At 63.9% G+C, this 13,231-nt stretch carries 9 protein-coding genes; 4 read left to right on the top strand and 5 right to left on the bottom strand.

From position 1 onward, the window contains the following. Positions 1–63 precede the first annotated feature (63 nt). The 3 genes from KSS95_RS05275 to KSS95_RS05285 are packed head-to-tail and all read right to left on the bottom strand — an operon-like array spanning position 64 to position 4,662. Positions 64–1,392, bottom strand: coding sequence for a TldD/PmbA family protein (locus KSS95_RS05275; RefSeq protein ID WP_217852259.1), 1,329 nt, complete (start codon positions 1,390–1,392; stop codon positions 64–66). After that, entirely contained in the window at positions 1,392–2,834 is a 1,443-nt protein-coding gene (locus tag KSS95_RS05280) for a TldD/PmbA family protein (protein WP_217852261.1), read from the bottom strand. Before KSS95_RS05280 ends, KSS95_RS05275 begins: the two co-directional genes overlap by 1 nt. Before the next feature lie 31 nt (positions 2,835–2,865). Then, positions 2,866–4,662, bottom strand: a complete 1,797-nt coding sequence (locus KSS95_RS05285) for an acyl-CoA dehydrogenase (RefSeq protein WP_217852263.1) — start codon at positions 4,660–4,662, stop codon at positions 2,866–2,868. A gap of 232 nt (positions 4,663–4,894) precedes the next feature. Here KSS95_RS05285 and KSS95_RS05290 point away from each other — a divergent pair, with 232 nt between their 5' ends. Both KSS95_RS05290 and KSS95_RS05295 read left to right on the top strand, forming a co-directional pair. Next, the gene (locus tag KSS95_RS05290; protein WP_217852264.1) at positions 4,895–5,581 is read left to right on the top strand and encodes a hypothetical protein; all 687 of its coding nucleotides are present in this window, start codon (positions 4,895–4,897) and stop codon (positions 5,579–5,581) included. Between the two features lie 14 nt (positions 5,582–5,595). Beyond that, positions 5,596–6,000 carry a hypothetical protein gene (locus KSS95_RS05295; protein ID WP_225935560.1) on the top strand — a complete coding sequence of 135 codons (405 nt, stop codon included), beginning with the start codon at positions 5,596–5,598 and terminating at the stop codon, positions 5,998–6,000. Between the two features lie 404 nt (positions 6,001–6,404). Here KSS95_RS05295 and putA read toward each other — a convergent pair whose 3' ends face one another. Both putA and KSS95_RS05305 read right to left on the bottom strand, forming a co-directional pair. Continuing rightward, on the bottom strand, positions 6,405–10,358 hold the full coding sequence (gene putA / locus KSS95_RS05300) for a trifunctional transcriptional regulator/proline dehydrogenase/L-glutamate gamma-semialdehyde dehydrogenase (RefSeq protein WP_217852268.1): 3,954 nt from the start codon (positions 10,356–10,358) through the stop codon (positions 6,405–6,407). A 12-nt stretch (positions 10,359–10,370) separates the two neighbouring features. Continuing rightward, on the bottom strand, positions 10,371–10,643 hold the full coding sequence (locus KSS95_RS05305; RefSeq protein ID WP_217852270.1) for a hypothetical protein: 273 nt from the start codon (positions 10,641–10,643) through the stop codon (positions 10,371–10,373). Between the two features lie 75 nt (positions 10,644–10,718). On the opposite strand from KSS95_RS05305, the gene putP reads away from it, so the two are divergent. Then, positions 10,719–12,197, top strand: a complete 1,479-nt coding sequence (putP, locus tag KSS95_RS05310; protein ID WP_217852272.1) for a sodium/proline symporter PutP — start codon at positions 10,719–10,721, stop codon at positions 12,195–12,197. 144 nt (positions 12,198–12,341) lie between these two features. After that, positions 12,342–13,178 (top strand): 23S rRNA (adenine(2030)-N(6))-methyltransferase RlmJ, encoded by an 837-nt coding sequence (locus KSS95_RS05315; protein WP_134690349.1) that lies wholly within the window; start codon positions 12,342–12,344, stop codon positions 13,176–13,178. Positions 13,179–13,231 lie beyond the last annotated feature (53 nt).

The following is a 13,231-nucleotide window of genomic DNA, read 5'->3' on the forward strand; positions in this document are numbered from 1 at the left end:
CCTACAGGGATCGCATACCCCCTGTAGGAGCGGCTTTAGCCGCGATAGGGCCGGCAAGGCCAATTACAAAGTCAGGGTCAGCCCTTTGACCAGCGCCCCCGGCAGATGGCTCGACCCGGTGCTGCGCTCGCTGTAGGTGCTGCTCGACAGGATCATCTCGCGCTCCTGGGTCAGGTCCTCCAGCTGGCTGCCCAGCAGGCTGTACAGGCTGTCGTCGAAGCGCATGGTGCTCACCGGCCCCTGGATCTGCCCGTTCTCCACCCAGAAGGTGGCGAAGCGGGTCAGGCCGGTCATGCGTGCCGCTGGCAGGTCCGAGTAATTCAGGTACCAGAGGTTGCTGATGTACAACCCGGTGCCCAGGCGCTCTAGGATTTGCCTGCTGGCCAGGTTGCCCGGCGCCAGGCTCAGCGCGCAGGGCGATTCGTAGCTGTCGGCGCCATTGGCCTGCAGGGCGAATTCGGCGGCGCTGCGGGCGCTGACCAGACGCTCCCGCGCCTGGCCCTCGCCAATCAGCAGCAAGTCGCGGCGCGGCGAGCCTTCGTCGGAGAACGCCGGGCTCAGCGAGCCGCTGACCTGTTCGCTGAAACTCACCAGCGGGCTCAGCCGCGCATCGCCGTTGTAAAGGCGCTGCAGCGGGCTGTTGCCGGTGGCCAGGGCCTGGCCCGAGAAACCGCCCCAGCCGAGCATGCCGGCGATCTCGTCCATCGCCGCCGGGGCCAGGTAGGCGCGGTAGCTACCGGGCTTGAGGGTGATCGCCGGGCGGCCGAGATGCGCAAGCTGCTCGCGGGCCTGGCGCAGGCGCGCGACGAAGGCCTCGGCGCTCCAGTGCTGGCCGGCATAGTTGGCTTTGACCGCCTCGCCATTGCCATGGAACAGGCTCCAGTCGATGTTGAAGCTGTTGGCCTGGTGCCAGCCGAAGGCACCGTAGGAACTGGCGAAACCCCGGCAGATGGGGCCGGCGGCATAGATGCCGACCAGGTCCAGGTCGCCGGCTTCGCGCGCGATCAAGGCCAGCACCTCGTCCAGCTCAGGCAGCGTCGGCTGCAGCAGGCTGTGGCTGTGCCAGGCGCTTTCGTCGAGGCTCAGGTAGGGGTCGAGCGGCAGCAGCGCCAGGGTCTGGCGCAGTTGCTCGAGGCCCTCTTGCAGGCGCTGGCGGTCGAGCCCGGCATCGTCGCCCAGGGTGATGTGCTGCTCGGCCTGGCGGCCTTCGCGAACCAGCCGCAGCTGTACGCTGGCCTGGCTGACCAGCCCGGCCTGGCGCACCTTGGCGTGGTTAAGGCGCACGAACTGCGAGTGCTCGGCGCTGTAGCCGAGGGTGAACTGCTCATCTGCCGCCACGGCGCCGCGCAGGGCGCCGAGCAGGTCTTCGAAACGTTGTTGATAAGTGCTCATCAGGCGTCTCCCCCGAATACGTCGATCTGGCGGAACACGCAGGCCGGCGAGGCATGACCGACCCGCACCACCTGGTTGGGTTCGCCCTTGCCGCAGTTGGGTGTGCCGAGCACCTGGAAGGTGCTGCGATCACCGACCGCCGACAGGTTGCGCCAGAAGTCGGCGGAGATGCCGCGGTAATTCGGGTTCTTGACGATGCCCTTGAGCTCGCCGTTTTCGATCAGTTGACCCCACTCGCAACCGAACTGGAACTTGTTGCGCGCGTCGTCGATGGACCAGGAGCGGTTGGTGCGCATGAGGATGCCGTGTTCGATACCGCCGATCAGTTGCGCAAGCGACTGGTCGCCCGGCTCGATGTTGAGGTTGGCCATGCGGTCGATCGGCGCGCGGTTCCAGCTGCAGGCGCGGCTGTTGGCGACGCCGTCCAGGCCCGAACGCAGTTGCGAGAGGGCGCCACCCAGGGGGCGCACCAGCAGGCCATCACGGATCAGGAACTGCTTGCTGGCCGGGGTGCCGTCGTCGTCGAAGCTGTAGCTGGCCAGCTCCTCGTGGATGGTCGGGTCGAAGGTCACGTTGAGCAGTTTCGAGCCGTATTGCAGGTGGCCGAAGTCGCTGGCTTTGACGAAGCTGGTGCCGGCGTAGTTGCGCTCGTCGCCGAGAATGCGGTCCATTTCCAGCGGATGGCCGATGGATTCGTGGATCTGCAGCATCATCTGGTCGGGCATCAGCAGCAGGTCGCGCTTACCGCCCGGGGTGTTCGGTGCCAGCAGCAGTTGCAAGGCCTCGTCAGCCACGCGTCGGGCCGCGCCGACCAGGCCGCAGCGCTCGATTACCTCGAAACCACCCTGCTGGCCGAAGTTGTCGCGGCCCAGGGTACGGCTCTGGCTGTCCTGGCCATTGCTGGCGGTGACGCCCAGGCCTGGGTAGACGAAGCGCTGGGCATGGCGCAGCTCGGCGCCGGCGGAGTTCAGGTAGGTCTGCTCGACCAGGCTGATACCCAGGCTGGCCTGCCAGTCCACCAGGCGGCTGTCCTTGGGCACGCTGGCCGATTCGGCGGCGAGCAGCTCAAGGCAGTCGGCGAGGTTGGGCAGGGCTTGCTCGAAGTTGGGCGAGACATGGTCGTGGCGCGCGCTCGGCGCGGGCTGGCCGCTGAGGTCGAGCAGGCTGTGGGCCTTGATCTGCCGGGCCAGTGCCTCGGCCTGTTGCAAGGCCCTTTGCAGGCCGCCCTGCGACAGGTCGGCGGTGGCCGCGTAGGCCTCGACGCCCGCGACCCGCACGGTGAGCATGGCGCCCTCGTCGCGGCTGAAGTACGGCGGTTCGGCGACGTTGCGCCGAACCGACAGGGACTGGTGCGATTGCTTCACATGGCGAAGCGAGAACACTTCGGCCGTGCTGCGCAGCGCGGCGAAGCGCTGGCGCAGCAGGGCGCTGGAATCGAACATGCGGGAACCTCCGTGTGCGCGGTGGCTCCCCCTAGAACCACCCCTCTTGCATTGCGAGGCAAGTGTCGTCGCGGGCCTCGAGCAACGCGAGGTCATTATGGCAGCCCGGCACCTCCCAGGTGAGGAAATAACGCGCGGCCTGCAGCTTGCCCTGGTAGAAGTCGCGGTCGCTGCCCTTGAGCAGGCCAACTTCGGCATGGATGGCCTGTTCCAGCCAACGCCAGCCGATCACGCAGTGGCCGAACACCCTCAGGTACAGCGCCGAGTTGGCCAGGGCGCCGGCGACCTTGCCCTGGGCCAGGTCGCCGAGCAGGGCCAGGGTCACGCCTTGCAGGCGGTTGACCAGTTGTTCCAGCGGCTGGCGCAGCGGGTCGAGGCTGGGGTGGTGGCTGGCGCGCTCGGCGGTGGAAGCAATCAGGCGGATCAGCTGCTTGAGGCCGGCACCGTTGTTCTGCGCCAGCTTGCGGCCCAGCAGGTCGAGGGACTGAATGCCCTCGGTACCTTCGTGGATCGGGTTGAGGCGATTGTCGCGGTAGTACTGCTCGACCGGGTATTCACGGGTGTAGCCGTGGCCGCCGAGGATCTGGATCGCCAGTTCGTTGGCCTTCAGGCAGTAGGCCGAGGGCCAGGACTTGACGATGGGGGTGAGCAGGTCGAGCAGCTCCTGGGCCTGGCGACGGGCGTCGGCATCCGTCGCGGTGTGGGTGTCGTCGAACAGCCGGGCGGCGTACAAGCCAAGGTCGAAGGCGCCTTCGACATAGGCCTTCTGCGCCAGCAGCATGCGTTTGACGTCGCTGTGTTCGATGATCGGCACTGCCGGGCTGTGCGGGTCCTTGTTGTCCGGCAGGCGCCCTTGTGGGCGCTGGCGGGCGTAGTCCAGCGAATACAGGTAGCCGGCATAGCCGAGCATCACCGCGCCCATGCCGACGCCGATGCGCGCCTCGTTCATCATCTGGAACATGCAGGCCAGGCCCTGGTGCGGCTGGCCGACCAGGTAGCCCACGCACTGGCCATTGTCGCCGAAGTTCAGCGCGGTGGAGGTGGTGCCGCGCCAGCCCATCTTGTGGAACAGCCCGGCCAGCACCACGTCGTTGCGCGGGCCCAGGCTGGCGTCGGCGTTGACCAGGTACTTGGGCACGATGAACAGCGAGATGCCCTTCACCCCGGGCGGTGCGTCCGGCAGTTTGGCCAGGACCATGTGCACGATGTTCTCGGACAACGCGTGGTCGCCGCCGGAGATGAAGATCTTGTTGCCCTTGAGCCGGTAGCTGCCGTCGCCTGCGGGTTCGGCGCGGGTGCGGATATCGGCCAGCGACGAGCCGGCATGGGGCTCGGTCAGGGCCATGGTGCCGTAATAGCGGCCTTCGATCATCGGCTGCAGGAACAGCCGCTTCTGCTCGTCGCTGCCGAAGCTTTCGATCAGGTTGGCCGCGCCCATGGTCAGGAACGGGTAGGCCGTGGTGCCGGCGTTGGCGGCCTGGAAGTGGGCGAAGCAGGCCTGCGATACCAGGCTGGGCAACTGCATGCCGCCGACTTCGAAGTCGCGGTTGGCGTTGAGGAAGCCAGCTTCGAGGAAGGCATCCACCGCAGGTTTCACTTCCGGGATCAGCTCGGCGCGGCCGTCCACGTAGCGCGGCTCGTTTTCGTCGGCCTTGCGGTTGTGCGGGGCGAAGTATTTTTCGGCGATGGTGCGGGCGGTGGCCAGTGCCGCGTCGAAGGTCTCGCGGCTGTGCTCGGCGAAGCGCGGGCGCTGGGTCAGGGCCTCGGCGTCGAGGACTTCGTAGAGTTCGAAGGCGAGGTTGCGGGGGCTGAGCAGGGTCTCGGGCATGGGGGGCGGTCCTGAGGCGGGATACTGCGAGTCTAGGGGGTTGTGAGGGATAAGAGGAGGTTAATAGGTTTGGGTGATAGGGCTGTAAAAGCTGCAATGAAAACCTAGTGGTCTGGTGCCCGTGATAACAGCCCTAATAGGAGAAATTTCCTACAACTTTTTCGGAGGCCCTCATAGGGCATCGTCGAGCGGCATAATGTAAATGTCAGTCTTTTGCACGGACGGATTGGCAATGGAAGACTTGGTTCGCTGGTCAAAGGTAAAGAAAGAACAACTATGCAGAGTCGAAGATCCTTTTTTTTCGACATCTATAATTAGAGAATACTTGAAAAGCATGGGGTATGCGCAAAAGATATATGGTGTGAGTGACCTCCTAGGAGAGTGTGGGTTGTATGGTTCGATTGATCTGGATGGCGTTCAAGTTGATAGGGTGCTAAGTCGGGTTGCTTCAGGTGAGTGGATGCTCATTCGGAATGAAGCTTTCAAACCGATAGATCTTGAGAAGTGTTGGTACGCAAAGATGTGTAACAATAGTTTCGATAGTGACTGGTTGCTTAACACGTTGTCAGCAACGATGGGGTCGGGGAAATGGAAAATAGTAGATATACGAGTTAATAAGCTTTCTTCCGGCGCTGCTTTTGTTGCGAACTTTTTGGTGTCGAGAGGGGATGAGGGAAGAGTTTTCTTATCCTCAGGGAAAGATTTTGCAAACACGACAAGAACAGTAACTCAGAGATGGGTGCCGCTTGGGAGTGAGGAGCGCGACTTTGCGTCGTCCTCTGCAGTTCATAGATATGGGAAGGAGCATAAGATTACGCAAATTTATGTGGAAGCTGACGATGCTTGGGATATTTCGGGATTTTCATGGCATTGGCGGCCAGTCGTCGCAGATGAGGAATACGAACTCAAAGACAAGTGATGTGGAGTCCAAAATTGAAGCGTTCAGTTGAGTTGTTTTGGGCGGGGATGGATGCCTTTTACATCTTTTTCGTTGTGTTTAGTAGTTTCAATAGAGGTGTGATCCCCTTCGTGAGCGACTTCAGATCCGCCCTTGAAAACATGGAGCATTGGGGGGGAGGGCTTGAGTTTATGGTGTGGATGGGGCTTGTTGCCCAGATTTCACTTATAGCTAGTAGTTTATTGCTTTTCCTCGGCAGGGTTTTGGGAGTTTACCTGGCAGCCATTCAGCTTCCTTTCAGAGTCTTCTTTGTAATTCCGTCCTTTGCGTTGATTTTGCTCTTGCCTGATGTCGGTACATGGGTTTGGTTGAGCTTGATCACTGCCTCTGAATTGGCCAAATCTTGGAGCCTTTGGTGGCTGTGGAGAAGGCGTGGGTGAAAGTAGAAAGGATGGGGGTACGAGAGGGCCGCGATCACGGCCATGAAACCCGAAAACGATTGAAAGGGGGACTGTTTGTACATTTATCGATAATGGGCTCTGAGCTTGCCTTTAGCGGTACGGAATACTTTGGCCTCAGCCGGATTGTCGGCGAGTATCTGGGCTAGCTGTCGAATGCGCTGAGCAGATTCTATACACGGTTTATCAGTCTTTGGCGTGTTGGGGGCTTTTGTAGCCATCCCGACCTCCAATGGGGCGCGCAGGTTTAAGATCATGGTGAAGCTCAAGAAGCGATCGTTGGGTTTGCCAGTGTAACGATCCATGCAGGTGCCTGCCCTGACACGCCCTCAAGACATCACCCATAAAAAAGGAGAGCCGAAGCTCTCCTTTTTCATCCCATGGCCTCAGCCGATGGTCATCAGGCTGGCGTTACCACCTGCCGCCGCGGTGTTGACGCTCACCGCCCGCTCGATCACCAGGCGCTCCAGGGCGATCTGGTGGTCACCACTGGACAGCCCGTGCACGCCGACGATCGCCCCGGCACGCTTGGCCACTTGCTCGCAGACGCCGCGCAGTTGGTCCGAATCACCGTGGTGAATGACGGCGTCGAAGGCCACCTCGTCCTTGCTCCAGTCGGCCACCAGCTTGACCTTCGCTTGCAGCTCCTTGGGCAGGCGTGCGCGCACGGTCTTGGCCGGCTCGCCGTCCTGGAACAGCGCCGCGCTGCCCACGGCCAGTACCGCCGCCAGCTGGGCCAGCAGGTCGGCCTCGTTGTCGGCCAGGCACAGCACGTGTTCGCGTGGCAGCACGGTGTAGGTGTTGCGCTCGCCGGTCGGGCCTGGCAGCACGCGGCTGATGCCGCTCTGCGACTGCTCGGCGAACTGTTCGCACAGCGCGGCCAGGTCGCTCAGCTGGCTGCTGGCAGCCCAGGTCTTCAGCGTGGTCAGCGGCTTGAGCTGCTGGTCGCGCAGGGTGGTGTCGGCGGCAACGCGCGCGTCGTCGGCCTGGAAGTGGCGGGCGATGGCGTCGGCAGGGCGGGTCGACAGCAGGCGGTAAAGGTACAGCGGGCCGCCGGCTTTCGGGCCGGTACCCGACAGGCCTTCACCGCCGAACGGCTGTACGCCGACCACGGCGCCGACAATGTTGCGGTTGACGTACATGTTGCCGGCGTTGACGTTGTCCACCACCTTGGCGATGGTCTCGTCGATGCGGGTGTGCACGCCCAGGGTCAGGCCGTAGCCGGAGGCATTGATCTGCTCGATCAACTGGTCCAGGTCCTTGCGGTTGTAGCGCACCACGTGCAGTACCGGGCCGAAGATCTCGCGCTTGAGCTCGTCGAAGCTCTCCAGCTCGATCAGGGTCGGCATCACGAAGGTGCCGCGCTTGATCTCCTCGCCCTCGGCGATGGCCACCTGGTAGACGCTGCGGCCTTTGTCGCGCATGCCCTGGATGTGCTTCTCGATACCCGCCTTGGCTTCGGCATCGATCACCGGGCCGATATCCACTGGCAGGCGCTCCGGGTTGCCCAGGCGGCTTTCGGCCATGGCGCCCTTGAGCATTTCGATCACACGGTCGGCGGAGTCTTCCTGCAGGCACAGCACGCGCAGGGCCGAGCAACGCTGGCCGGCGCTGTCGAAGGCCGAGGACACCACGTCGATCACCACCTGCTCGGTCAGTGCCGAGGAGTCGACGATCATCGCGTTCTGGCCGCCGGTTTCGGCGATCAGCGGGATCGGCCGGCCCTGGTTGTCCAGGCGCCCGGCGATGTTGCGTTGCAGCAGGCGGGCGACTTCGGTGGAACCGGTGAACATCACGCCCTTGACGCGCTCGTCACCCACCAGGCCGGCACCGACGGTTTCGCCGCGGCCGGGCAGCAGTTGCAGCACGCCTTCGGGGATGCCGGCGTCGAGCATCAGGCGCACGGCCTGGGCGGCGACCAGCGGGGTCTGTTCGGCGGGCTTGGCCAGTACCGGGTTGCCGGCGGCCAGGGCCGCGGCCACCTGGCCGGAGAAGATCGCCAGCGGGAAGTTCCACGGGCTGATGCACACCACCGGGCCCAGCGGGCGGCAGTTGTCGTTGCGCAGGTCGTTGCGTGCCTGCACCGCGTAGTAGCGCAGGAAGTCCACGGCCTCGCGCACTTCGGCGATGGCGTTGGCGTAGGTCTTGCCAGCTTCGCGCACCAGCAGGCCCATCAGCGGCTGGATATCGGCTTCCATCAGGTCGGCGGCGCGTTCGAGGATCGCGGCGCGCTCGGCGGGCGGGGTGGCCTGCCAGATCGGCGCGGCGTTCAGCGCGCACTGGATGGCATTGTCGACGTCGGCGACGGTGGCTTCCTGCACGTGGCCGACGATGTCGCGGTGGTCGGCAGGGTTGAGCACTGGCGCGGCGGCCTCTTCACTGGCGGCGCAGGCCAGCAGCGGAGCGGCTTTCCAGTCGTTGTGAGCGGTTGCCAGCAGGGCGCAGGACAGCGACGCCAGGCGGTGTTCGTTGGCCATGTCGATGCCGGCCGAGTTGGCCCGCTCGCTGCCATACAGCTCACGCGGCATGGGGATGCGCGGGTGCGGCAGGCCGATGCTGCCTTCCTGGGCGCCCATGCGCTCGATGCTGGCGACCGGGTCGGCGACCAGTTCCTGGATCGAGATCGAGTGGTCGGCGATGCGGTTGACGAACGAGGTGTTGGCGCCGTTTTCCAGCAGGCGGCGGACCAGGTAGGCCAGCAGGGTTTCGTGGGTGCCGACCGGGGCGTACACGCGGCACGGACGGTTCAGCTTGCCTTCGGAGACCTTGCCGACAACTTGTTCATACAGCGGCTCGCCCATGCCGTGCAGGCACTGGAACTCGTACTGGCCCGGGTAGTAGTTCTGTCCGGCGATGGTGTAGATGGCCGACAGGGTGTGGGCGTTGTGGGTGGCGAACTGCGGGTAGATGGCTTCTGGCACGGCCAGCAGCTTGCGCGCGCAGGCGACGTAGGAAACGTCGGTGTACACCTTGCGGGTGTACACCGGGTAGCCTTCCAGGCCCTCGACCTGGGCGCGCTTGATCTCGCTGTCCCAGTAGGCGCCTTTCACCAGGCGGATCATCAGGCGGTGGCGGCTGCGCTTGGCCAGGTCGATGACGTAGTCGATCACGTACGGGCAGCGCTTCTGATAAGCCTGGATGACGAAGCCGATGCCGTTCCAGCCGGCCAGCGACGGCTCGAAGCACAGGCGCTCGAGCAGGTCCAGCGACAGCTCCAGGCGGTCGGCTTCCTCGGCATCGATGTTCAGGCCGATGTCGTATTGCTTGGCCAGCAGGGTCAGCGACAGCAGGCGCGGGTACAGTTCGTTCATCACGCGCTCGTACTGGGCGCGGCTGTAGCGCGGGTGCAGGGCCGAGAGCTTGATCGAGATGCCTGGGCCTTCATAGATGCCACGCCCGTGCGAGGCCTTGCCGATCGAGTGGATCGCCTGCTCGTAGGAGGCCAGGTATTTCTGCGCGTCGTGCTCGGTCAGCGCCGCTTCGCCGAGCATGTCGTAGCTGTAGCGGAAGCCCTTGGCTTCGAACTTGCTGGCGTTGGCCAGGGCCTCGGCGATGGTCTCGCCGGTGACGAACTGCTCGCCCATCAGGCGCATGGCCATGTCGACGCCCTTGCGGATCATCGGTTCGCCGCTCTTGCCGATGATGCGGGTGAGCGAGGAGGTCAGGCCGGCTTCGTTGTGGGTGCTGACCAGCTTGCCGGTCAGCAGCAGGCCCCAGGTGGCGGCGTTGACGAACAGCGACGGGCTGTTGCCCAGGTGCGGCTGCCAGTTGCCGGTGCTGATCTTGTCGCGGATCAGCGCGTCGCGGGTGCCTTTGTCGGGGATGCGCAGCAGGGCTTCGGCCAGGCACATCAGCGCCACGCCTTCTTGCGAGGACAGCGAGAACTCCTGCAGCAGGCCCTGGACGATGCCGGCACGGCCGCCGGCGCTCTTCTGGTTGCGCAGTTTGTCGGCCAGGCTCGCGGCAAGCTTGTTGGTGGCGTCTGCCTGCGCGGCCGGCAGGCGCGCCTGCTCCAGCAGCATCGGCACCACTTCCTGCTCGGGGCGGCGGTAGGCGGCGGTGATCGCCGAGCGCAGCACCGACTGTGGCAGGATGCTTTCGGCGAACTCCAGGAAGCACTGGTGGGCGTGGTCGGCTGGCACTTCGCCGGCGTCGTCGCCGGCAGCGGTGGCGTGGCCATTGAGGTCGTTCAGGGTGGCGCCACCCTCGAGCTTCTCGAGATAGTTGAAGATCGCTTGCTTGATCAACCAGTGCGGCGTGCGGTCGATGGACTGCGCAGCCGCTTTGAGTCGCTCACGGGTCGGGTCGTCGAGTTTGACCCCAAGGGTGGTCGTCGCCATTTCTTATCCTCGTTATTGGCCACGGATGTGGCCTAAGCTGTCGGCAAGATTAGCCTGTAGGACAATCGGGGTGCAACCGGGTGCAACCCGAATTTTTCGCGCCTTGGGTGCAACTCGTCTGAAGGGCTTTTCTGAACAGCCGAAAAGGCCGTTTTTGGTGCGTTTAAGTATGAAAAAGGCTGTTTTTGCTCCGAAAGGGAGCAAGAAAAGGGTTTTTTCTGAAAATGCAGGGTCGGGTGCAACTTGCAAATGAAAAATGGTTGCACCTGATTCATGTTGTTGCATAGGATGCGCCGCCTGGGTGCAACCGTCTGCTGCATGGCGGCTGCAAGAGATAAAAACAACGCCAGGGCACAACTCATGGGCAATCCACTAACGATCACCTTCGTGATCTACATTGCGGCAATGGTGCTGATCGGCTTCGCCGCCTATCGCTCCACCAAGAACCTTTCCGACTATATTCTCGGCGGCCGTAGTCTCGGCAGCGTGGTCACCGCGCTTTCCGCCGGCGCATCGGACATGAGCGGCTGGCTGTTGATGGGCCTGCCGGGCGCCATCTACTTCGCGGGCCTTTCCGAGGCCTGGATCGCCATCGGCCTGACCGTCGGCGCCTACCTGAACTGGCTGTTCGTCGCCGGCCGCCTGCGCGTGCAGACCGAGCACAACGGTGACGCCCTGACCCTGCCGGACTACTTCTCCAGCCGCTTCGAAGACAAGACCGGCCTGCTGCGCATCATCTCGGCCATCGTCATCCTGGTGTTCTTCACCATCTATTGCGCTTCCGGCATCGTCGCTGGCGCTCGCCTGTTCGAAAGCACCTTCGGCATGCCCTACGAGACCGCCCTGTGGGCTGGTGCCGCGGCGACCATCGCCTACACCTTCGTCGGTGGCTTCCTGGCGGTGAGCTGGACCGACACCGTGCAGGCTTCGCTGATGATCTTCGCGTTGATCCTGACCCCGGTGATCGTGCTGATCTCCACCGGTGGCTTCGACCAGACCTTCGCGGCCATCGAGGTGGTCAACCCGGCGCACTTCGACATGTTCAAGGGCGCCACCTTCATCGGCATCATCTCGCTGATGGGCTGGGGCCTGGGCTACTTCGGCCAGCCGCACATCCTGGCGCGCTTCATGGCCGCCGACTCGGTCAAGTCGATCGCCAACGCCCGTCGCATCTCCATGACCTGGATGATCCTGTGCCTGGCCGGTACCTGCGCCGTGGGCTTCTTCGGCATCGCCTACTTCTCGGCGCATCCTGAGCTGGCGGGCCCTGTCACCGAGAACCACGAGCGTGTGTTCATCGAGCTGGCCAAGATCCTGTTCAACCCATGGATCGCCGGTGTCTTGCTGTCGGCCATCCTGGCGGCGGTGATGAGTACCCTGAGCTGCCAGCTGCTGGTGTGCTCCAGCGCCCTGACCGAAGACTTCTACAAGGCCTTCCTGCGCAAGAACGCTTCGCAGAAGGAACTGGTATGGGTCGGTCGCCTGATGGTGCTGGCGGTCGCGCTGATCGCCATCGCCATGGCCGCCAATCCTGAGAACCGCGTGCTGGGCCTGGTGGCCTACGCCTGGGCAGGCTTTGGTGCCGCCTTCGGTCCGGTGGTGCTGATCTCGGTACTGTGGAAAGGCATGACCCGCAATGGTGCCCTGGCCGGCATCATCGTCGGCGCCCTGACCGTGATCCTGTGGAAGAGCTACGTCGGCCTGGGCCTGTACGAGATCATCCCGGGCTTCCTGTTCGCCAGCATCGCGATCTTCGTGGTGAGCAAGCTGGGCAGCCCGTCGAACAGCATGGTTTCGCGCTTTGAAACCGCTGATGCGCAGTATCACGCCGACAAGTAATACCTGCTGATTCAGCGCTGTCCCTGTCGCGGGGCAAGCCCGCTCCCACGCAGCCTCTACAAGTGGCGTGGGAGCGGGCTTGCCCCGCGATGCTTTTGGCGGCCGCCAAGGCAAGGTAAACTTGCCGCCTTCGCAGGAGCCGCCATGAACTATCGTCACGCCTTCCACGCCGGCAACCACGCCGACGTCCTCAAGCACATCGTGCTCACCCGCCTCATCGCCCTGATGTCGCGCAAGGAGCAGCCGTTCGCCTACATCGACACCCACGCCGGCCTGGGTCTGTACGACCTGCAGGGCGATCAGGCGAGCCGTACCGGTGAATACCTCGAAGGCGTCGCCCGCCTGTGGAACCGCGACGACCTGCCGGCCGTTACCGCCGATTACCTGGGCGTGATCAAGCGCCTGAACAAGAATGGCGAACTGCGCTACTACCCAGGCTCGCCTGAGTTGGCCCGGCGCCTGATGCGCGAGCAGGACCGCGCCCAGCTCAACGAAAAGCACCCCGAAGACGGCGTGCTGCTCAAAGAGAACATGAAGAAGGATCCGCGCGTCACCGTGCACCTGGGCGAAGGTTGGCACATCCCGCGGGCGCTGCTGCCGGTGCAGGAAAAGCGCGCGATCATGCTGATCGACCCGCCGTTCGAGCAGGCCGACGAACTCAAGCGTTGCACCGTGGCCATGAAAGAGGCGATCGGTCGCATGCGCCAGACCGTCGCGGCCATCTGGTACCCGATCAAGGACCAGCGCTCGCTGACCCGCTTCTATCAGGACCTCACCAGCACTGGCGCGCCAAAGCTGCTGCGGGTCGAGCTGTACGTGCACCACCAGGACAGCCCCCAGGGCCTGAACGGCTCGGGCCTGGCCATCGCCAACCCGCCGTGGGGGCTTGAGGACGAGCTCAAGGCGCTGCTGCCGTGGCTGGCCAAGGAGCTGGCGCAGACCGCCGGCAGCTACCGCATGGACTGGCTGATCGCCGAGTAAGTCGCGCGCCCCCTGTAGCAGCGGCCTTGTGTCGCGAAAGGGCTGCAAAGCAG

This window comes from Pseudomonas muyukensis (assembly GCF_019139535.1).
Taxonomy (GTDB): domain Bacteria; phylum Pseudomonadota; class Gammaproteobacteria; order Pseudomonadales; family Pseudomonadaceae; genus Aquipseudomonas; species Aquipseudomonas muyukensis.

What these genes read in the sequence shown, in the direction of transcription:
- KSS95_RS05305 (WP_217852270.1), bottom strand. Translation starts at nt 10,643, where the DNA reads ATGCAACAACATGAATCAGGTGCAACCATTTTTCATTTGCAAGTTGCA.
- KSS95_RS05285 (WP_217852263.1), bottom strand. Translation starts at nt 4,662, where the DNA reads ATGCCCGAGACCCTGCTCAGCCCCCGCAACCTCGCCTTCGAACTCTAC.
- KSS95_RS05275 (WP_217852259.1), bottom strand. Translation starts at nt 1,392, where the DNA reads ATGAGCACTTATCAACAACGTTTCGAAGACCTGCTCGGCGCCCTGCGC.
- KSS95_RS05280 (WP_217852261.1), bottom strand. Translation starts at nt 2,834, where the DNA reads ATGTTCGATTCCAGCGCCCTGCTGCGCCAGCGCTTCGCCGCGCTGCGC.
- KSS95_RS05290 (WP_217852264.1), top strand. Translation starts at nt 4,895, where the DNA reads ATGGAAGACTTGGTTCGCTGGTCAAAGGTAAAGAAAGAACAACTATGC.
- putP (WP_217852272.1), top strand. Translation starts at nt 10,719, where the DNA reads ATGGGCAATCCACTAACGATCACCTTCGTGATCTACATTGCGGCAATG.
- putA (WP_217852268.1), bottom strand. Translation starts at nt 10,358, where the DNA reads ATGGCGACGACCACCCTTGGGGTCAAACTCGACGACCCGACCCGTGAG.
- KSS95_RS05315 (WP_134690349.1), top strand. Translation starts at nt 12,342, where the DNA reads ATGAACTATCGTCACGCCTTCCACGCCGGCAACCACGCCGACGTCCTC.